This is a genomic window from Corynebacterium sp. A21 (genome assembly GCF_052266655.1).
Classification (GTDB): domain Bacteria; phylum Actinomycetota; class Actinomycetes; order Mycobacteriales; family Mycobacteriaceae; genus Corynebacterium.
The window spans coordinates 352,782-371,150 of record NZ_JBQPQY010000003.1; the positions used below are offsets into that span (position 1 = coordinate 352,782).

Here is an 18,369-nt window from a genome sequence, read left to right on the forward strand (position 1 = left end):
CGAGGTGGTGTGGGTGATGGTGCTTAAATCCGGTGGTGGCTGGTACTACTGCTGCGCCAGGACTACATCAAAGCGCGCCCGGGACCAGGTCTTGCCAGCCAGTTCCCGGCCATCGGGGGTCGGGGTATCGGCAGTCTGTTCCTGGAAGTCCTTGATCAGGGAATCCTTGACGCCGAAGACGGAGTCGCCGATCTCCAGCTGTGGGTCACCGGTGACGAAGATATGGGTGACCAGTCGGCGAAAGCCTTCGGCGGTGACCATGAAGTGCAGGTGGGCAGCGCGCACCGGGGAGCGGTCCACGGCCTGCAGCATCTGGCCGACAGGGCCGTCGTGCGGGATGGGATACGGGACCGGGGTCAGTGCCCAGAAGGCATAACGCCCCTGATCATCGGTGCGTAACCAGGCTCGGCCGGCGGTGCGCTCATCGGTGTACTGGACATCATAGAAGCCGTCTTCATCGGCTTCCCAGGCTTCGATCTTGGCACCGGCGACGGGGTTGCCGTCGGTGTCGGTGACGGTTCCCTCCACCCAGCAGGGCTGGCCGAGCGCACCACCCGCGATATCACCGCCGAGGGGGATCTCCGGGGAGTCCTCCACATGAAAGGGCCCGAAGACGGTGGCTTCGGTGGCCTCTCCGGCCGCCGGGTTATTCACCGCGATGGTCTGCATGGATACCCCCAGCACATCGGAGAGCAGGACGAATTCCTGGCGCTTGTCATCGGTGATGTGTCCGACGCGGGTGAGGAAGTCAATGGCGTACTCCCACTCCGCCTCGGTCAGCCGGACCTCCCGGACCAGGGCGTGCAGGTGGCGCACGGTGGCTTCCATGATCTGTTTCAGCCGTGGGTCAGCGGTACCGGCGAAGGAGGCGATGACCTCCTCGGTCAGCTTGGTTTCCCGCAGTGACTGTTCTACGGCGGCAGCCGTCGGCGACGTGGTTGAGGTGGTGGTCATGGTGTCAGGCCTTTCCGGTGTTCAATTCGCCGCTGAGGGCGTTGTGCAGCAGCTGGGTGAGGTTTTCTTCGGTCGCGGTGACCGGGTTGGACGCCGGGACGGCGGCCAGGGTGCGGCGGACCGCGTCGGGGATGCCGGCGGCGGTGAAGCCGACGTCGAGAAGCGCACGCGGGGCGCCGACCTCGCGGTAGAGCTCGGCCAAGGCTCCGACGGCACCCTCGGGGTGGGAGTCGCCACCGGTCAACGCACGGTTCAGCCGTTCGGCGAGTTCTGGTACAGCTGGCTCATTGAAGGCCAGGACATGAGGCAGGACGATGGCGTGGGTCTCGGCGTGCGGGAGATCAAAGGTGCCACCGAGGACGTGGCAGAGCTTGTGGTGCAGGCCGGAGCCAGCGGAAGCGAAGGAGACCGCCGCCAGATAGCAGCCGTAGAAAGCTTCGCCGCGGGCGTCAATATCCTCGGGGTCCGCATGGATGCGGCGCAGTGCCGCGGCCAGTGAACGGGCACCTTCCAGCGCGTTGACCTGGTTGATCGGATCGGCCCGGGGTGCCCAGAGGGAATCCACACAGTGAGCCATGGCGTTGAGCGCACTGGCCACCGCCAGCCCCATCGGGAGGGTAGCCACCAGATCGGCATCGTAGATGACGGTTGCCGGCAGCACCTTGTCATCAACACCGGTGGTCTTGGTCGCTTCTGCTGTCAGGCCCCAGACGTTGGTGGCCTCGGAACCGGCGTAAGTGGTGGGCACCGCGATCACGGGGATGCCGGTCTCCAGGGCGATACCCTTGGCCAGTCCGGTGGTGGACCCGCCGCCGACGGAGATGATCAGGTCGATCCCGGCCTCTCGGGCAGCCTCGGTGGCACGCTGAGCCAAGTCGACGGGGACGTGCTGGATGACGTCATCCCAGGTCAGGGCAATCTTAATTTCCTTGACCACTGCGGCCGCCAGCTCGGCTTCCCGCTCACTGGCGATGAGCATGACGCGCTGGGCGTCATGGCCCGCCACCTCCTCGGCGGCGTATCTGCTGGCCTCTCCTCTACCGAAATGTACGGCCTGCCCCAGGGTCCGGTGGGTGAATTCATACCCGGTCATGCGATCTCCTCGAAATGCCCCGGAATGCCCCGGGGACCGACGTAGTAACGAGCGATGAACAATGCGATAAGGCACACAGAAACTTGTTTATGAAGAAAGTCACATCATGCTGCTGCCAACACTATGTGTCGGTCAACACATAGACAAATACTAAATATCTGTACCTTGTATAAACTTAATTTATGGATAGTCGCCAGCTCCACTACCTGCGGGCCGTCATCGACCACGGCTCCTTCACCGCCGCCTCGAAGGCGCTCTTCCTCACCCAACCCTCACTATCCACCGCGATCCGCAACCTGGAAACAGAGCTGGACACCGAATTACTCATCCGCTCCCGCTCCGGGGTCACCGCCACCGAGACCGGACGTGAGGTCTACAAGTTGGCCACCCATGTCCTCGACCAGATGGACGCCGCGAAGAACAAGATCCTCGAGCACGCCGCCGGAACCACCGGGCAGATCACCTTGAACATCGCACCCGAGTTCAACTGGTCCCACCTGCCGATACTGCTGCGCACCTTCCGTCGGGAGATCCCGGATGTCGAGTTCATCCTCGCTGACCCGGAGCCCGCAGACACCCTCAAGAACATCCGGACGGGGCGGGCCGATATCGGCATCATGCCCACCAGCGATATCCCCCGACTTCGGACGATGCACCCGGAACTTCACTTCGAGAAACTGGTGACGCTACCCATGCTGCTGGGGCTACACCCCGACCATCCCGCAGCCGCGCCCGGCATCGACGCAATCGGCCTCCACGAGGTGCGCGAGGACGACTGGCTGGTCCCCACCCGGCATCCGGAGTTCCCGGGCCTGCCCGAATCGCTGGACACATTCTGGGCCCTCCACCCCGAATCCCGCCCCCGACACATTCATCAGATCGCCACCCTGCAGACCGCACTTCCGCTGATCGCCGGCGGTGCCGGCGTGGCTGTCCTGCCCGAATTCTCCACCGGACTCAAGGTGGATTCCATCGTCCACCGCAAGATTCTCGACGATATCCCCCCACTCCACCTGGTCATGCTCTGGCGCGTCCAGAACTACCTGCCCCCGGTGGTCCGCCGGGTCCTTGAACTCATCCGCACCGAGGTAGCCGGCACCGCGGCGGGAACCACCGCGCGCTAGTACTGCTCGCGGTGGTAGCTGCGTTGCAGCTCCTGAACCTCGGCGGCCAGGTCATCGACCGGCCCCTCCACCAGAATGCCCGGCGCGATCTGGTTGATCGGCAACCCCTCAACCGGCATCGCCGGCGCCCCGAAATCATTGAGCCAGGTGGCCAGCTGCGTCGAGGAACTGGCGTAGACGATTCTGCCGAGCCCCGCCCAGGCATGCGCAGCTGCGCACATCGGGCAGTGCTCTCCGGAGGTGTAGACCGTTGATTCCATCCGCTCGGTGGCAGTCATATACTTCAGCGCCCAGCGGGCGATCTCGAACTCGGGATGCCGGAGGGGGTCGCCGTTGGCATCGCGGTTGTGGTCCGCAAAAAGGACCTCATTATCAGCGCCGACCAGGATGGATCCAAAAGGACTGTTGTCGGTGGCCAGGGCCTGCTCCGCAAGTTCGATGCAGCGCCGGAGATGGAGACGATCTACCTTGGTGATCATGGCCCCATAGTGGCACATCCGGCGGCCCCCGGGCAGCGCCGGGAGGCGGCAGCGGGACTGAACCCGCCTGCCGAGTAGTACGCGGCGTCGATAAGCAGCGCGCCGGGGCGCACCCGGTCTCAGCCGAGCTGCAGGACGGTCCGCAGTTCCACGAAGAGTTCCGGACGGACCCGGTGCTTGACCATCCTCCCCTCCGGGATGCGCTCCAGCAGGCCCGCCTCGGTCATCTTCTTCAGATGATGCGAGATCGTCGGCTGGCTCAGCCCCATTAATTCCGTAAGCTCATTGACGCTGACCGGCCCACAACCACCGGCAGCCAGATTTGAAAGAATGCGCAGCCGGACCGGCTCAGCCAGCACCTTAAACAGGGCCGCATAACGCTCAGATTCCGTGTCAGTGAGCGGCCCGCTACCCAGGGAGCAGCATTCGGAGAGGTCGGTCAACGGCAGAAACAGGGGGACGCTCATACCACCCACCATATATTGACGATCATCAATATAGGAAGTAACTTCTTACATAGACGAACATCAATACCTCGAAAGGTGACGCATGACCACTCCCACCCAGACCCGGGTACAACCCGCTCGTATTTCCTTCCTCGATAAATATATTCCGATCTGGATCATCCTCGCCATGGCGCTCGGCCTCCTGCTGGGCCGCGGCATCCCCGGACTGGCTCCCTTCCTCGGTTCCATGGAGGTCGGCGGGATATCCCTGCCGATAGCCCTGGGCCTGCTGGTGATGATGTACCCGCCGCTGGCCAAGGTTCGCTATGACAAGACCAGACAGATCGCCTCGGACAAGCGCATGATGAGTGTTTCCCTCATTCTCAACTGGATCGTCGGCCCCCTGTTGATGTTCGCCCTGGCCTGGATCTTCCTGCCCGATCAGCCGGAACTGCGTACCGGCCTGATCATTGTTGGTCTGGCACGGTGCATCGCCATGGTGCTGGTCTGGAGTGACATGTCCTGCGCTGACCGTGAAGCCACGGCCGTGCTCGTCGCGATCAACTCGGTTTTCCAGGTGATCATGTTTGGCGTGCTCGGTTGGTTCTACCTGCAGGTCCTGCCCTCCTGGCTCGGCCTGGAGACCACCTCCGCCCAGTTCTCCTTCTGGTCGATCGTCACCTCCGTGCTCGTCTTCCTCGGTATCCCGTTGCTGGCCGGTGTGCTTTCCCGGATCATCGGCGAGAAGGTCAAGGGACGTCGTTGGTATGAGTCGAAGTTCCTGCCCGCCATTTCTCCGCTGTCCTTGATCGGCCTGCTCTACACCATCGTCCTGCTGTTTTCCCTGCAGGGCGAGCAGATCACCTCCCAGCCCTGGACTGTGGCACGCCTGGCGGTTCCGCTGCTGAGCTACTTCGTGGCCATGTTCTTCATCTCCCTGGCAGCATCCAAGCTCTCCGGCATGGGCTATGCCCAGTCCGCCTCGGTGTCCTTTACCGCCACCGGCAACAACTTCGAGCTCGCCATCGCGGTGGCCATCGGCACCTTCGGTGCGACCTCCGCCCAGGCGCTGGCCGGCACGATCGGACCGTTGATCGAGATCCCCGTGCTTGTCGGCCTGGTATACGTCATGCTGTGGCTGGGGCCGAAGCTCTTCCCCGGCGACCCCACCCTTCCCCCTGCCCGTTCCTCCTCTCCGGAACCTTCCCTGAACAAGGAGCCTGTCACCTCATGAGCACTAACCCTTCCGTTCTCTTCCTCTGCGTCGGCAATGGCGGTAAATCCCAGATGGCTGCGGCACTGGCACACAAGCACGCCGGCGATACCCTGAAGATTCACTCTGCCGGCACCAAGCCCGGCTCCAAGCTCAATGCCGCGTCCATCGAGGTCATCGCCGAAGCTGGGGCCGATATGTCCCAGGGCACCCCGAAGGGCATTGACCCGGAGCTGCTCACCAGCGTCGACCGGGTGGTTGTCCTGGGCGCCGATGCCCAGGTGGAGCTGCCCGCCGACGCCCGGGGCACCCTCGAGCGCTGGCTCACCGATGAGCCCTCCGAGCGTGGCATCGAAGGCCTGGAGCGCATGCGTCTGGTCCGCGATGACATCGACAACCGGGTCCAGGGCCTGCTCACCGAGCTCAAGGCAGTCCAAGAGCGCTGATTATGAGCCCCGCACCGAGCGTCCTCTTCGTCTGCGTCCACAACGCCGGCCGCTCCCAGATAGCTGCCGCCTACCTCAGCACGCTTTCCGACGGCCGCGTCACCGTCCGCTCGGCAGGCTCCGAACCCGCCGATCAGCTCAACCCGGTGGCGGTGGCCGCCATGGCTGAAGACGGCATCGACATCACCGCCGCAACCCCGAAGATCCTCACCGCCGACACTGTCCAGGCTTCCGACGTCGTGATCACCATGGGCTGTGGCGACACCTGCCCCTTCTTCCCCGGCACCAGATACCTGGACTGGGAACTCGATGACCCGGCAGGCCGGGGCATCGAGGAGGTACGCGAAATCCGCGACGAGATCAAGAGTCGCATCACGCTTCTGATCGACGAGCTACTCTCCACCATCTAGCTTCACACCTCGACCTCGAAAGGTCTGTCATGTCCACCACCACCCCGGTCATGCACACCCAGATCCTCCAACGCCTCGCCCAAGATCTCACTAAGTCCTACCAAGGAGTCTTCTCGGCGGAAACCGTCGAGCGCTACGTCTACGAGTCCTATATCTCCCTCGCCCGCACCGCCCGGATCAAGACCTACCTCCCGGTCCTCACCGAGAAATTCGTCAAAGACCGCCTCCGCGCCCTGGCGCTGGCCGAGGGAAAGATCCAACACACCGTTCCACAGGTGCTCTTCGTCTGTGTCCACAACGCCGGCCGTTCCCAGATCGCCGCGGCCCTGCTCAGCCACTACGCAGGCTCGGGCGTGGAAGTCCGCTCCGCCGGCTCCGCCCCGGCCTCCGAAGTTCATCCGGTCGTGCTGGAGGTCCTGGCCGAGCGTGGGATCGACCTCACCACAGCCTTCCCGAAGCCGCTGACCGATGATGTGGTGCGCGCGGCCGACTACGTGATCACCATGGGCTGTGGCGATGTCTGCCCGATCTACCCCGGCAAGCACTACCTCGACTGGGAACTCGATGATCCCTCCGATGTCACCGTCGAGGAAACCCGAAGCATCGTCGAAGACATCGACCGACGCATCAGCGGCCTCTGGGAAAGCATCCAGAGCTGATCGCCGATACCGGGAACCTCTCCTCGGCCCACTTAGGGCTGAGGGGAGGTTTTTCTGTTCGGTCGGCCGCTGCCAGAGGATCTGGCGTTGATTGATCAGAGTTAGGAGACTTGGTGGTGGGATGACCGAGACTGGGCTGACATGGAACTGTCACCGGTGAAATATTTTTCGGACGACGTTGATACTCACCGCTAAGTGATGGGCGGCGGCGCGATAGCCGCTACCGTTTTCGAATAGGTCAACGAGTTGTTCTCGTTGATGTTGCATCAAGGTACTTCGTTCTCGCATGGAAAAGCTCCCCAGTGGTTGGTGCCTGATTTCTCAGTCCAACTTCTGGGGAGCAGTTCAGAGTGGGAGACCAGGTTTCCTCGAGCAGCGAAAGACTTCGCGGAATACCCCGAGCGCTACCGCCCACTGGAGGCCTCTCCGGAGGTCGCCGGCCGGTGCCTGAACCCGGTCTGGCAAGGACCATCCCTACCTGCCAGTGGGACCCTAGCTCTTACTCATGGCGACATTGTCTGCATGACATCATCCCAGGATGGGCATGATCATCAACTCCCTGGCACGAAGTTTCGCCAGGGGGCGAGTCGAGCTAGCCCCTGCGGTTGGCGTTCATCACCTGCTCTCCCTGCCATCCGTGGCCTCCACGACCTGTCCTATTTCAAGGAATGATCCTCGACACTCTAGACAATGTGCGGACAGCTGAGGGACTACCCGGCGGTGTGATCAAACTTCGGATCGATCCTCATGCAAACAGATGGGCGCCGGCATCAGCGGTAGCGATGATCGATGAGACAATATCGACTGCTTCCTCTGGGCCGTGGGCGACCTGTGCGAGCCCTGCGGCCACATAGTCTCGCCCCCAGCTGGTCTGCGTGGCCACCTGAGGTGTTAGCACCAACCCACGGGAGTGGCCGACTGCGGCCTTCGCCTGGTGGCGGGTGCCGGATTTCTCGGTCGCACCGACCACGATCGTGGCCCGCCCATAGCCCGACATCACGGCATTGCGCATCGGGAACGAGGCCCGTGATCCGGTCTGGTCAGGGAAGAACTGGGAGACCACCAGGCCGGTGGACTCGATACGGTGGCGCAGTGCATGGTTGCCGGCTGGGTAGGTGTGGTCCAGTCCGGTGCCCATGACCGCGACGGTGCGCCCACCCGCAGCCAAGGCTGCCGCATGGGCCGCGGTATCAATACCCGTGGCAAGCCCGGAGACCACGGTCAGGTTCCGCCGGGCTAACTCAGTGGCGATCTGCCCGGCCGCCTGGAGCTGTCCGGGCGAGGCGTTGCGGGAACCGACAACACTGACCCCGTTATCAGCCGGGAGGAGACTCCCTTGACTAAACAGCAGGGCAGGGGCTTCATGCACCCCGGCCAGGTGCTCGGGGTAGTCGGCATCAAGGATGCTGGTGACCTGGTAGCCCTGCTCACGCCACCTGGCCAGGTCCGCTGCAGCCATGTCCAGGGCGGCGTCACGCTCGGGGTGGATGAGGGTATGGCCGAAGATGTCCTCCAGCACGGCGTCTACGCCCTCGCTGATCAGGATCGAGACGCGGGCGGACTGCGACAACGAGGACTTGGCCCGCACCGCAGCGATAACACCGATGAGGGAGGTATCCCCTTCGGTGTATGCGGTGTATGCGGTGGGTGCGTCTGTGGCGTTTATAGTTCTGATCGTAGTCCGCACCACGGATATACCCGAAGACCCAGTCAGCAGGCGTTTGGTGGGGTTGATCCTTGTGGGGTGAAGGGCCTGGCAGCGCCCTGTAGCGCGCTGCGGGGCCGGGGAGGTTTCTAGTCGAATTTGTCGAACCAGGTCTCGTTGACCGTGGGCTGGAGGCGAACACCGGACTGTCCATCATCACGGATCAGATCCGCGAGCCGATCACCACTGATCAGATCCACCGTCGGGGAGGCAGAGTTAGCGGCCTTACGGGCAGGCTCGGTAAACCTGCTCAACGTCACCAAGATGGCGCGTTCAGCACCCTGGGTCTGGGCATCACGCTGGAACAGGGCCACGGTCTCTCGGCCGATCGGTTTTCCGTGGGGTGCGTAGCGTTTGACCTGGACCGCCACCCGGGAGGAGAGTACCGGGCTCAACGGGGCGGTGCCGATTCCGTCGATCCCCTCGTCCCCGCTTCCGCCGATGTGGGTCAGCTGGAGGCCATACCGGCGTAGTAGGTAGAGCACGAACTTCTCAAAGCCCTCCGGGGAGAGCCGGTGGAGTCGTTCCAGTAGCTGGGCTTTCCATTCCGAGCCGGCAGCATCGTCTTCGGCTTCCGTCTCCGCCAGGACCTCCGCGGAGGGTTGCGCCTCATCAACATCAGGGGCATCGGGTGTGATGGTGTTCTGGGCTTTTTTCTGGCGTTGTTGACGGTTGTACTCGCGGTTGAGCTCACGGATTTTCTCCAGAGCGTCCTGATCAGTCATCTCCAGGAGGTCTTCGCCCAACTTAGTCGATAGATACATACCTGGGGCGGGCTGTTCGAGAGCGCCGATGAGTTTCGCGGTGGACCTGCCCCAGGCAACGCGATGGGGAAACACCGCTGCTTCTGGCCGGTTGGGGTAGGTGATCTGGAGAAGGCGCTCTGCCCCCGGGTAGTGCTCAAGGACGTGGTCAACGATCTCCCTGGACTGTGCGGATCCGCCCAGGTCCACGACTGCCCGGATGATAGGGACCACCAGGTTGTGATGGGTGGGCATGCCCTGCTGGGTAAACGACGGTGCGCTCTCTCCTGTAGTCATGGCCCCATCCTTCCAGGATCGTGCGTGCCCTCGGCGACACCCTTATGTCCTGGGCGGTGAGAAAGGTGTTCTAGGAGGGGAGAGGTTTACCTCCTGGGATCTGAGTTTCTCACTGCACAGCAAGGAACTCTGGTTACCTGGTTCTGTCATGAGTAGGAACCGTTGAGGCTCTGTATTAATTACGTGGAATTTCGCTGATCCTCGGATGTAGCCAGGCCCCGTTCCGCTGTGCCAGGTCTACAAGCTCGCCAATACTTTCCGGGTGCGGATAGCCAGGGGCCCGGCTTGCCCAGTTGATCTCACCGAGGCGGCACTCTTGCGCGAACTTGATCGGGTATTCGCCCATCAGCAGCACAGCGGTGAACTCGGCGTGACGCTGTTCGTCGTAGTCAGGTTGCCACCGCTGGCCTTGATCCTCCAGCGAGTATCCGACAAGCCCCTGGAATCGGTCAGCATCGAAATGGATCACCAGTTGGGTGCAGTACCCGTCATCCCACACCATGATCAGTTCCATACCCGGCATGATCCTGGGGTCACGAAGCCTGCCTTCAAGTCCCCAAAGGTTTTCATCTTCCAGGCGCTGGACCTTCAGTGCGAGCCAGCTCGCGAGTAGCTCAAGGTTCATTCCTGCGTCGCGGGGCACTGTCGTTGTTATTTCTGGTCGTACTCGTTCTTCTATTGCCGTCGTAATTTTGCCCGCCTCAGCCATGAGGTGCTCACGCTCGGCGAGTAGCCGGTGGATTTGATTATCTATTTTGTTAGCGGCCTTATCCAGCTCGTCCAGGCGCTGGGATTCCTCCGGAGTGCCGTGCATGCGTGCTGCTGTCATGAATATGAGAGTGCCATACCTACTGAGGTGCTGCCTTGAGACAGCGCGCACCTGATGGAGAGGAAGCGACTGGGCCTGGGGCCTCCGATGATAGCTACGTCGCGTTGGAGGTCACGTGGTTGTTCTATCAGGAGGTCCTGTTGCAAACAGCAATTCCAGCGAACTAACCATGTGTGAGCATGCAGCGCAACGCTGGTGCCGGATCCACCGTTTTCGTCGAAAACGCGAGTTTACAACAACACCCAGAGAAGCCATGGCGGGAATCACGCCGCCGATGGCCCCTGACACTACCTATACTGCCACCACTTATTATTCTTGCCATCTCTTCATAATGTCCTTGAGGTCTGGAGATTCCCACCCGAGCTCAACTTCCCAAAATGCGTGTTGCCAAAACGCAGGGTCCAAGTTTCGGTCGAACCACCTCAAATAGTTCACTGCAGAATCTCGGTTCAGGAATGCTCGAACATCAACCGGCTCGTCACTGTCTGGGAGGGGCACCTCCTCCAGACCGTATCCAGGGCTGAACGCCACGACTACCGATGCTGCATGGACCGGGCGCCAACTGGAATTCTCTCCACAATCCACAGCACATTCACTCCAATAGACATGAAAAACGGAGTCATTATGACGTCTCGCAACCTCCTTGGCGTCCTCAAGAGAAGGAACGACGGCCAAAACCCTTTGCCTCCGCTGAATGGACTCCTGCAGGTAGCACACATAGATTCTCTGAGGAAATGTCTCAAGCTCGTATGAGGTTGCCACTCTTGTCCTTATGCTCGGCAGAAAAATCTTGCGACGTTCGGATACACCTTAGCGGAGTATTTACCGGCAACCTCAGGACCACTAGAAACGCTTAGCCACCTAAGGTGGGTACGTGCTGTTTTGGTGGGTTCGTCAGAACCCTGCTACTAAAAGCACGTCCCTAACAAGAATCCTGTTGTGTCAAGTAGGGGTCGCCGCAGAAAACAGCGGATCAGCCACTTCGTTGCGCTGCACGCTAACCAGTAGTGAGTCAGCCGGAATTCCTATTTGCAACAGCACCCACGAGGACAAGGCGTCGGGTAGGAAAGGGGACCGCCCGGAATTGACGGCGTGCCTGAAAGCACTACGTCCGGGTGACACGTTGCTGGTAGAGAAGCCCGTCTGGTTGGGTAGGGATATGCGTCATCTGGTCAATATCGTCCACGACCTGACGCAGCGGGAGGTCGGACTCAAGGCGCTCACCGGTAAGGGCGCGGCCGTGGATACCACCACCGCCCAAGGCAAGCTCGTCTTCGGTATTTTCGCCACTTTGGCTGAGGTTGAACGCGAGCTGATCTCCGAGCACACCAAGGCCAGCCTAGAATCCGCCTGGGCCCGCGGGCGCAAGGGGTCGGCCGTTCAAGATGAACCCGACCAAGCTGCGCCTAGCGATGGCGTCGATGGGACACCCGGAAACCAGCGTCGCGGCACTCTGCAAAGAACTCGGGATTACCCGCCAGACGCTGTACCGCCATGTGTCCCCGACGGGGGAGTTGCGGGAGGATGGGCGAAAACTGCTCGCTGGGGAAAATAACCAGTTCCCGGAGATCACACCCGCCCCCTGAAGGCGCGAAAGACCACCATCCACGGCCGAGAGCTACCCCTCTACTCCCCGCGAAGGATCTGCTTCGGGAACGATAGACCTGTGGTCTGCGGAAAGTTTTCCCGCGCTCTACTCTCGTTCCTCTACAGAAAGATATAGTGCCATGACCTATTCTCGATTCGCCCGACGTACAGCGGTAATCGCCGCTACCACGGCCGCTTTACTGTCCGCACCGGTGGCCAGCGCCCAGGATGCGGCCCCCTCCGTTGAAAAGGGCTCACCTATCAACTGCACCGCCATCGCGTTCGACCTGAACTGGTGGCTCGTACCGGATCACCCCTGCAGCCTAGTGGATCCCACTCGATTCAGTCTGGGCAGCGCTGACGTCACGCTACTACCGCAGCTGTCCTTCGGCTCCCATGATGATGTCCTTCCCCAGACGGACTACCAGGAGTTGTTCTCGATCGGCAGCTCCGCAATCGGCATCAGATAGCGACTCTTAATCCCTGTTCCGCTCCATCGTAACCGCTCATGGCGTGTGCGAACAGGGGTTTCGGGTCCCACGCCTGGTGAAGCCGGGTGCTGAACGGGTGAAGTGCAGCACCCAGCTTCACTCACCCCAGCCCCGGCCGGGTGTCGTCAGGAGTGGGTGAATTTCAGGAAACCCATTTTTCCCCGTCCTTTCCGCGCACCCCACTCCATAGGTGAAGCGGGCTACACTGTCGCCCAATCATGTCATAGATCATATTTAGTGTGCTCGGTTATCATTTCTTCCAGGTCGTGGTAGATCAGCCCGTAGCATCAGCACCATTTCACCACCCAAAAAATGATTTCACGGGGGAAGTGACGGCCGGAGAACATGACCGTGATCATTCCACTTCTACGCCGTCAGCGACCCCGATTTTGCAACAGCATCCCTTGCGAAGTCTTTGATTCGCGTCGTGACCAGATCGATGGCTTCAGCGTTACCCGGCAGCACGTTGACCATCGAGAAGAAGGTGTGCATCTGACCTGCCCACCGGTGATGCTCCACCTCTACGCCAGCTTCCTGCATGGCATCCGCGTAGGCCTCACCCTCGTCACGAAGCACATCGTGTTCAGCGGTGATGACCAACGCTGGGGGAAGACCGGCCAAAGATGGAGCGTTGAGTGGGGTTGCCGCCGGGTTACTGCGGTAGGTGACATCCGGAACATACTGATCCCAGAACCACTTCATTGCGTCGAGGGAGACCATCGTCTGGTTTTCCGCGGCAAGGTAGGAGTCGCGGGTGAAATCGGCATCGGTGACCGGGCAGACAAGAATCTGTGCTTGTAGCGTCGGTGCTCCTTCGTTACGAGCTCGCTGAGCAACGACAGCGGCTAGGTTTGCGCCGGCACTGTCACCGGCCACAATGACAGGAAGCGTATCCACGCCTTGCTTCGCGACATTCTCCTCCGCCCATTTCATACCGGCCCACGCATCTTCAACGGGGACGGGGAAAGGGTGTTCCGGGGCCTTGCGGTATTCCACCAGCACCACAGCCGCACCGGATTTTTCAGCCAGCTGCCGTCCGAGGGTGTCGTAGCCTGTGAGGTTTTCCAGCACCCAGCCACCGCCGTGGTAGTAAACGACCACGGCGGTCGGAGAAGGAGAAGGAACCAGGACGCGAACGGTAAATTTCCCGCCGTCCTCGCCCGTGACCTGGTGGTCGCGCGCTTCGTGCATCTCCGGGCCGGGGCCGTATAGCTCATCCAGACCGGAGGTGGCTTCGCGTGCCTCGGGGGCGGACATCTCCCAGAGCGGGCGATCGCCGGTGTTGTCCGCGGCGGCGGTGAGGAAGTTACTCGTCGCTTCATCGAATGACATGTGGGTCTCCTAGCTTCACGCAATTATGGGGTGGAAGAGTGCCGCGCTGACGTCACGCACTGGGATTTACGGAGCTCATCTCGGACAGCTTGTGCCACGTTCGGTTGTAGTAGACCAGCGGGGCAGGCTCTACAGACGTATCGACGTGAGTTTCAACCAGCTCGATAGCTGCCAGTGTGGATCCGTTGACGTCAATGGAGCCGACGATCTTTCCACGCATCCATACGTGGGAATTCAGAAGGTACGGCTCTCCTGACGGAAGCCGGTCCCACACGGACGTGTCGCCGAAGCGGTCGGCACCGGGCGTGGCAAACAGCTGAGCCAGGTCGAGCTGCTCTCGGCCGAGGAGGTGGACGACCACGTGTTCCGCGGCGCGGATCTTTTCGGCGGAACGGGAAAGAGAGGAAAGGTTGAGGGCGATCGTCGGCGGATCGGCGGACACACTGCTGACGCTAGTGGCGGTCAGGCCGACCGGTCCGGTTCCGGAATCGGCGGTGACGATGGCGACGCCGGCGGGGTGTGTCCGGAAGGCGTTGCGGAAATCCTGGGAGATTTTCTCGGGAAGGGTCTGGGTAGGGGCCATAGTCATCGTAGTCATGAGAATTCTCCTTCTTTCTGAGTCTTTACTCGGACGAGGTCGGTTCTGCGAGGTCGAAGAAGTTCCAGTGGGAATCAGGGGCGGCCAGGCCTGCGAGGTACTTGCCCACCTGCTGCAGGACAACGGGGCCGCTGGTGACGTGGCCGGTGCCGACGTGCAGGTCACGGAACGTGCGCTGCAGGTCGCCACGCCGGGCGAGGGCGGTCGCGGACCACAGGTGAACGGTCTGGCTGACGTCGTGGGAGGCCCAGGTGCTGTTGTTGAGAACGAGGCGGGTCATCGTCTCCTGCTGCATGGTCAATTTTTCGCCGGCATCGAGAGCACGCTCGTTGTCTCCCCACACCTCCATCGCCCATGAGCGTGCGGAGCGCATCCGAGCCTCAGCCTTGGCGTATTCGGCGTGGAACTGGTCGGTGTTGGTGGATGCACCGGGCTGGTTCTTCTTCTTGGCGGCATGTGCCTGCATCTCATCGAGGAAGCGACGGCCGACGCCTAGCGCCCAGCCGGTGTGGCAGATCCCGGACATCAAAGCGAGTCCGGTTTTATACAGCGCGCCACCGGCCAGGGGATCGGTCGTGTTGGGCTCGTAGACGTAGGCGTCTGGAACGAATACGTCCTCGCAGGAGTAGTTGATGCTGCCGGTCGCGCGCAGGCCGAGCACATCCCAGTTGCCGTCGAGGCTTGCCTTCTCCCGGGGGAAGTGCACCATCATGGCGCGGCCGTTTTTCTCGTCGAAGGCCCCGGTGTGAATCCAGGTCGCGTGGCGCATGCCCGAGCCGAAGAACCAGTTGCCGCTGATTTTGTAGCCGCCGTCGACACGCTCGGCCTTGCCGAACCGGGTGCCCTGACCGGCGACGAGTGCGTGCTCGCCGTTTTCAGGGAACAGCTCGCGCTGTGCCTCCTCCGGCAGGTAGGCAGCGGTGGTTCCAGAAATCATCTGCAGCACCATGAGCACCCAGCCGGAGGCCGGATCCGCCCTAGATACCTTCTCCAGGACGGCAATCGTCTGGGTGGGCTTCAGCTCGTAGCCACCGAGCTCTTCCGGAATGCCGATCTTGAAAGCTCCGACGTCTTTAAGCGCCTGAAAGCTCTCATCCGTCAGGCGTCCAAGGTCCTCGTTCTTCTCGCCATTGGCTCTCAAAAGGTCGGTGATGCCGTCGAGTCGGTCCATGAGCGCTTCAAACTCGCGTCCCGGGTTGAGACCGGTGCGGTTCGGGGTTCGTAAGGTCGTAGTCATGGTCTTCCCTGTCTCTCGGTGTGGCGGTGTACTCACAATGTAAGCGGGGCCACAAGCGTTGCCCTATCGATTGAGCGAGCACCCCTCTCGATCCCGTGCACGTTTATGTGCTGGGACACAGTGATATGTTTACGTGTCATGGACCATGGATTGTGGCTGGGCGGGGTAGACAGTGAGTCGAGTAGCCGCCGGCAAAATCTCGACGCCTGGGGCGAAAGGGTTGGCAACGACGTCATGCCGTTCCGGTTTACAGTCCAGGACGACAGTGCATTCCGGGGTGACTTTGAAGCCGCCAAATTCCTCAGCGCCAGCGTCTTCTCCATGACGACTAGGGATCACACCGCCGAACGCACTGTCGAGCACGTCAGGAACGAGAACGACGAATATGTCATCGTTACCTTCCAGGTCAGCGGCATGTTAAAACTCACCCAGCAGGGTAAACAAGTTCAGCTAACTCCCGGTCAGATCGGGTTGTATTTGTCCAATAAACCCGCCCAGCTCGAGTGCTACGGCAACTACCAAAGCCGTAGCGTCCGCATTCCGGTCGACCGCCTCAACACCAGGTCAAAACGGTGGGAAGAACTCGGGGCACTGACATTTGACGGCACCCAGGGCCTGGCACCGCCGATATTGAACTTTCTGACGGGACTGTTCCCCGCGGAACCCACGCTCACACCGTCTGCCCGGGCGGCGGTAGCGAACCACCTTGTCGGCCTCATTGAGGCAATGCTGGCAGATCTATACCCGTCCGAGGAGGGTTCCCTCCAGTCCCCTGCGGCGGAGTTGTTGGAGCAGTCCCTCGCCTTCATTGAGGCGAACTTGTCGGATCCTCAACTCAACCCCCAGATGGTGGCGGACTCCGCTCACATTTCTGTTCGCTACCTACACCAGACCTTCAAACAGTCGGGGATGACCTGCGCCAGCTACATCCGGTTGCGGCGCATTGAGAGGGTAAGGGCAGATCTGGCGCTGGAAGAGTTCGCCATGGTGCCAATCGAAAAGCTCCTTCAGCGGTGGGGCGTGCAGAACCCGTCGCACTTCGGGCAGGTGTTCAAACGAATCGAAGGATGCACTCCCACCGAGTTTCGTCGGAAAGCATTCGGATCCCGCGACGCGCTCTAGGTGCGCTTCATCGGGACCATCGGGACGTTGCGAACAGGACTTCTAATGATTTCAACCTAGTACACACGAGGAGGGAAGAAACAGTGGTCAACAGCCGATCTCACGACCTTGGCCACCAGGCCCTAAATATCAGTCACAGCTTCGCTTGGCGGTTGTAACAGCCCCGGATCCACAGTGCAGAAGGAAAGGTCATGCCGGGGCCGCCGGATGAGGCACAGAAATCGGTTGATTGCCAAGCTCAAGCACTCTCACGCGAAGTCAGTAATAGGCGAGAAGCTGTTTCACTAGTCATCATCTCTTCCAGGTCTCGATAGCTCACCCCGTAGCGGGTAGTGGCCTGCGCACCGCCCACAGGACGATGTCACGAGGGAACTGCCGACCGGAGAAGATGCCCGTAACCGTGATCATTCCACGTCGATTACTCCGTTACCCGAACTTTGCAACAGCACCTTAAGTGGCCCCTTATTGCTTCAAAACTATCTGTTTTAGATACTAATGAAGTAATTTGGGGATTTTACGTCATGATGAAGGGCATGAGCGAGGGGGCATGCGGGGTCGCCCTCGGGCGCACCGTGTGGAGGCCAGTGCCTGCTTCAGGATGCCTCTCGGCTGCGGCTGCGCATTCCGCAAGATTGCCGGCCGCCGGGAGGTGCGGGGAGGTTAGCCGCTGGTGATATCGGTGATCAACTCATCGATGACCTCGTCACCGGGATGCAACTCCGGGCAAAACTGTTCCACCATCCCCGGAAGAAACCATATCCCCGACTCCTCCCGATGCCAGCTGTAGGTGATCCTCATCGATTCCTTCAGCGCCGCAGGATCATAGAAAGCCCGGTCCGCGGGATCTGCCATCGCACACGATAACCGCGCAGCGATCACCACCTCCCCCACCGTCAAGTCGCGGATACGCGTGCCGGAAAACCGCTCCAAGAGCACCATCGCCGCCGCCTGCTCCCTATCGGTTACCGGTGCCAGTTCCGGGCCAGATAAATCCCCCTCACGCACCCCGGTACCGCTAGCTGCCGTGGAGGGCACCTCGCCGGTCATGGATGACGAAGGGGAAGACGGGGCCGTCGCGATCGGGGACCCCTCACCGCTACATGCCATGAGCCCGACCATCACAACTACCACACTTAAAAAAGTGCCTATTTTCCCCACAGCGTGATCATATCTTCAGCGAGGATCCGGGGGCGACCCCCATCAGACTGCCCCCATGTTCGGGGGCTTTGAGCTGGCCTTATCCCCCATTCATGGGTGGATCGCGAGAAGATATGACTTTTTATGGATGACCCTATCGACATTCGACCAACCTGTGAATACGCTTTGGTTTCCATTGCAAAACTTGTTCTGGGTAGCTCTCCGAGAGGGAGACATTGACGATGACCGCTTCGCTGTACCTGAATCAACACCGTGCCCTTCCCATCTGGCGGGCCGCTGCCCGGGCAAGCAATCAGGACGATCTCTCCCCACGGGAGGTGTTGATCGCTCAAGCCAAATGCCGCCAAGGCGATCCCGATGATCTCTTTGTCCGCGGAGCAGCACAACGCCGAGCCGCCGTGATCTGCCGACACTGCCCGGTACGCACCCAGTGTCTGGTGACCGCG

General features: G+C 61.1%; 20 protein-coding genes and 1 pseudogene. 10 read left to right on the forward strand and 11 right to left on the reverse strand.

Annotated features, from left to right (window positions below):
* Positions 1 to 45: 45 nt before the first annotated feature.
* Together ACTU46_RS07985 and ACTU46_RS07990 are read right to left on the reverse strand one after the other, a co-directional pair.
* Entirely contained in the window at positions 46 to 954 is a 909-nt protein-coding gene (locus tag ACTU46_RS07985; RefSeq protein ID WP_443380722.1) for an intradiol ring-cleavage dioxygenase, read from the reverse strand.
* Between the two features lie 4 nt (positions 955 to 958).
* Positions 959 to 2,047, reverse strand: a complete 1,089-nt coding sequence (locus ACTU46_RS07990; protein WP_443380723.1) for a maleylacetate reductase — start codon at positions 2,045 to 2,047, stop codon at positions 959 to 961.
* 182 nt (positions 2,048 to 2,229) lie between these two features.
* Here ACTU46_RS07990 and ACTU46_RS07995 point away from each other — a divergent pair, with 182 nt between their 5' ends.
* Positions 2,230 to 3,171: a LysR family transcriptional regulator gene (locus ACTU46_RS07995; RefSeq protein WP_443380724.1), complete on the forward strand. Its 942-nt coding sequence runs from the start codon at positions 2,230 to 2,232 to the stop codon at positions 3,169 to 3,171.
* Here the strand turns inward: ACTU46_RS07995 and ACTU46_RS08000 are convergent.
* Together ACTU46_RS08000 and ACTU46_RS08005 are read right to left on the reverse strand one after the other, a co-directional pair.
* Positions 3,168 to 3,650, reverse strand: a complete 483-nt coding sequence (locus tag ACTU46_RS08000; protein WP_443380725.1) for a nucleoside deaminase — start codon at positions 3,648 to 3,650, stop codon at positions 3,168 to 3,170. The two genes, ACTU46_RS07995 and ACTU46_RS08000, sit on opposite strands and share 4 nt — an antisense overlap.
* A 119-nt stretch (positions 3,651 to 3,769) precedes the next feature.
* On the reverse strand, positions 3,770 to 4,117 hold the full coding sequence (locus tag ACTU46_RS08005) for an ArsR/SmtB family transcription factor (RefSeq protein WP_443380726.1): 348 nt from the start codon (positions 4,115 to 4,117) through the stop codon (positions 3,770 to 3,772).
* A gap of 82 nt (positions 4,118 to 4,199) precedes the next feature.
* Between ACTU46_RS08005 and arsB the strand changes: the two genes are divergently transcribed.
* From arsB to ACTU46_RS08025, 4 genes are read left to right on the forward strand one after another with little or no spacing between them, the layout of a single operon-like run.
* Positions 4,200 to 5,330, forward strand: a complete 1,131-nt coding sequence (gene arsB / locus ACTU46_RS08010; protein WP_443380727.1) for an ACR3 family arsenite efflux transporter — start codon at positions 4,200 to 4,202, stop codon at positions 5,328 to 5,330.
* On the forward strand, positions 5,327 to 5,755 hold the full coding sequence (locus ACTU46_RS08015) for an arsenate-mycothiol transferase ArsC (RefSeq protein ID WP_443380728.1): 429 nt from the start codon (positions 5,327 to 5,329) through the stop codon (positions 5,753 to 5,755). The genes arsB and ACTU46_RS08015 overlap by 4 nt, the downstream gene beginning before the upstream one ends.
* Positions 5,756 to 5,757: 2 nt before the next feature.
* Positions 5,758 to 6,165: an arsenate reductase ArsC gene (locus tag ACTU46_RS08020; RefSeq protein ID WP_443380729.1), complete on the forward strand. Its 408-nt coding sequence runs from the start codon at positions 5,758 to 5,760 to the stop codon at positions 6,163 to 6,165.
* A 29-nt stretch (positions 6,166 to 6,194) separates the two neighbouring features.
* Positions 6,195 to 6,824, forward strand: a complete 630-nt coding sequence (locus tag ACTU46_RS08025; RefSeq protein ID WP_443380730.1) for an arsenate reductase/protein-tyrosine-phosphatase family protein — start codon at positions 6,195 to 6,197, stop codon at positions 6,822 to 6,824.
* A gap of 745 nt (positions 6,825 to 7,569) precedes the next feature.
* Here the strand turns inward: ACTU46_RS08025 and ACTU46_RS08030 are convergent.
* From ACTU46_RS08030 to ACTU46_RS08040, 3 genes are all read right to left on the reverse strand, one after another.
* Positions 7,570 to 8,511 (reverse strand): DNA-processing protein DprA, encoded by a 942-nt coding sequence (locus ACTU46_RS08030; RefSeq protein WP_443380731.1) that lies wholly within the window; start codon positions 8,509 to 8,511, stop codon positions 7,570 to 7,572.
* 107 nt (positions 8,512 to 8,618) lie between these two features.
* Positions 8,619 to 9,569 (reverse strand): restriction endonuclease, encoded by a 951-nt coding sequence (locus tag ACTU46_RS08035; RefSeq protein ID WP_443380732.1) that lies wholly within the window; start codon positions 9,567 to 9,569, stop codon positions 8,619 to 8,621.
* Positions 9,570 to 9,744: 175 nt separating this feature from the next.
* Positions 9,745 to 10,398 carry a hypothetical protein gene (locus tag ACTU46_RS08040; RefSeq protein WP_443380733.1) on the reverse strand — a complete coding sequence of 218 codons (654 nt, stop codon included), beginning with the start codon at positions 10,396 to 10,398 and terminating at the stop codon, positions 9,745 to 9,747.
* Between the two features lie 874 nt (positions 10,399 to 11,272).
* On the opposite strand from ACTU46_RS08040, the pseudogene ACTU46_RS08045 reads away from it, so the two are divergent.
* From ACTU46_RS08045 to ACTU46_RS08055, 3 genes and pseudogenes are all read left to right on the forward strand, one after another.
* Positions 11,273 to 11,704, forward strand: a pseudogene (locus tag ACTU46_RS08045) (recombinase family protein); the annotation flags it as partial.
* A 79-nt stretch (positions 11,705 to 11,783) separates the two neighbouring features.
* The gene (locus tag ACTU46_RS08050) at positions 11,784 to 11,984 is read left to right on the forward strand and encodes a hypothetical protein (RefSeq protein ID WP_443380734.1); all 201 of its coding nucleotides are present in this window, start codon (positions 11,784 to 11,786) and stop codon (positions 11,982 to 11,984) included.
* 141 nt (positions 11,985 to 12,125) lie between these two features.
* A complete protein-coding gene (locus ACTU46_RS08055) occupies positions 12,126 to 12,455 on the forward strand; it encodes a hypothetical protein (protein ID WP_443380735.1) in 330 nt (109 codons plus the stop codon).
* 387 nt (positions 12,456 to 12,842) lie between these two features.
* Here the strand turns inward: ACTU46_RS08055 and ACTU46_RS08060 are convergent, their stop codons facing one another.
* Genes ACTU46_RS08060 through ACTU46_RS08070 form a run of 3 tightly spaced genes read right to left on the reverse strand, consistent with a single transcriptional unit; the run spans position 12,843 to position 15,643 of the window.
* Positions 12,843 to 13,808, reverse strand: a complete 966-nt coding sequence (locus tag ACTU46_RS08060; RefSeq protein ID WP_443380736.1) for an alpha/beta hydrolase — start codon at positions 13,806 to 13,808, stop codon at positions 12,843 to 12,845.
* A gap of 52 nt (positions 13,809 to 13,860) precedes the next feature.
* Positions 13,861 to 14,406 (reverse strand): flavin reductase family protein, encoded by a 546-nt coding sequence (locus ACTU46_RS08065; protein WP_443380737.1) that lies wholly within the window; start codon positions 14,404 to 14,406, stop codon positions 13,861 to 13,863.
* Between the two features lie 25 nt (positions 14,407 to 14,431).
* Positions 14,432 to 15,643 carry an acyl-CoA dehydrogenase family protein gene (locus tag ACTU46_RS08070; protein ID WP_443380738.1) on the reverse strand — a complete coding sequence of 404 codons (1,212 nt, stop codon included), beginning with the start codon at positions 15,641 to 15,643 and terminating at the stop codon, positions 14,432 to 14,434.
* Positions 15,644 to 15,781: 138 nt separating this feature from the next.
* On the opposite strand from ACTU46_RS08070, the gene ACTU46_RS08075 reads away from it, so the two are divergent.
* The gene (locus ACTU46_RS08075; protein ID WP_443380739.1) at positions 15,782 to 16,765 is read left to right on the forward strand and encodes an AraC-like ligand-binding domain-containing protein; all 984 of its coding nucleotides are present in this window, start codon (positions 15,782 to 15,784) and stop codon (positions 16,763 to 16,765) included.
* Between the two features lie 660 nt (positions 16,766 to 17,425).
* On the opposite strand, the gene ACTU46_RS08080 is transcribed toward ACTU46_RS08075, so the two are convergent.
* Positions 17,426 to 17,812, reverse strand: a complete 387-nt coding sequence (locus ACTU46_RS08080; RefSeq protein WP_443380740.1) for a hypothetical protein — start codon at positions 17,810 to 17,812, stop codon at positions 17,426 to 17,428.
* 332 nt (positions 17,813 to 18,144) lie between these two features.
* Here ACTU46_RS08080 and ACTU46_RS08085 point away from each other — a divergent pair.
* Positions 18,145 to 18,369, forward strand: a 225-nt coding sequence (locus ACTU46_RS08085; protein WP_443380741.1) for a WhiB family transcriptional regulator, incomplete at its 3' end; no start/stop codon positions are given.

Excerpts from the sequence above, each read along its gene's own strand:
- ACTU46_RS07985 (WP_443380722.1), bottom strand. The coding sequence starts at position 954 with ATGACCACCACCTCAACCACGTCGCCGACGGCTGCCGCCGTAGAACAG.
- ACTU46_RS07990 (WP_443380723.1), bottom strand. The coding sequence starts at position 2,047 with ATGACCGGGTATGAATTCACCCACCGGACCCTGGGGCAGGCCGTACAT.
- ACTU46_RS07995 (WP_443380724.1), top strand. The coding sequence starts at position 2,230 with ATGGATAGTCGCCAGCTCCACTACCTGCGGGCCGTCATCGACCACGGC.
- ACTU46_RS08000 (WP_443380725.1), bottom strand. The coding sequence starts at position 3,650 with ATGATCACCAAGGTAGATCGTCTCCATCTCCGGCGCTGCATCGAACTT.
- ACTU46_RS08005 (WP_443380726.1), bottom strand. The coding sequence starts at position 4,117 with ATGAGCGTCCCCCTGTTTCTGCCGTTGACCGACCTCTCCGAATGCTGC.
- arsB (WP_443380727.1), top strand. The coding sequence starts at position 4,200 with ATGACCACTCCCACCCAGACCCGGGTACAACCCGCTCGTATTTCCTTC.
- ACTU46_RS08015 (WP_443380728.1), top strand. The coding sequence starts at position 5,327 with ATGAGCACTAACCCTTCCGTTCTCTTCCTCTGCGTCGGCAATGGCGGT.
- ACTU46_RS08020 (WP_443380729.1), top strand. The coding sequence starts at position 5,758 with ATGAGCCCCGCACCGAGCGTCCTCTTCGTCTGCGTCCACAACGCCGGC.
- ACTU46_RS08025 (WP_443380730.1), top strand. The coding sequence starts at position 6,195 with ATGTCCACCACCACCCCGGTCATGCACACCCAGATCCTCCAACGCCTC.
- ACTU46_RS08035 (WP_443380732.1), bottom strand. The coding sequence starts at position 9,569 with ATGACTACAGGAGAGAGCGCACCGTCGTTTACCCAGCAGGGCATGCCC.
- ACTU46_RS08040 (WP_443380733.1), bottom strand. The coding sequence starts at position 10,398 with ATGACAGCAGCACGCATGCACGGCACTCCGGAGGAATCCCAGCGCCTG.
- ACTU46_RS08050 (WP_443380734.1), top strand. The coding sequence starts at position 11,784 with ATGAACCCGACCAAGCTGCGCCTAGCGATGGCGTCGATGGGACACCCG.
- ACTU46_RS08055 (WP_443380735.1), top strand. The coding sequence starts at position 12,126 with ATGACCTATTCTCGATTCGCCCGACGTACAGCGGTAATCGCCGCTACC.
- ACTU46_RS08060 (WP_443380736.1), bottom strand. The coding sequence starts at position 13,808 with ATGTCATTCGATGAAGCGACGAGTAACTTCCTCACCGCCGCCGCGGAC.
- ACTU46_RS08065 (WP_443380737.1), bottom strand. The coding sequence starts at position 14,406 with ATGACTACGATGACTATGGCCCCTACCCAGACCCTTCCCGAGAAAATC.
- ACTU46_RS08070 (WP_443380738.1), bottom strand. The coding sequence starts at position 15,643 with ATGACTACGACCTTACGAACCCCGAACCGCACCGGTCTCAACCCGGGA.
- ACTU46_RS08075 (WP_443380739.1), top strand. The coding sequence starts at position 15,782 with ATGGACCATGGATTGTGGCTGGGCGGGGTAGACAGTGAGTCGAGTAGC.
- ACTU46_RS08080 (WP_443380740.1), bottom strand. The coding sequence starts at position 17,812 with ATGACCGGCGAGGTGCCCTCCACGGCAGCTAGCGGTACCGGGGTGCGT.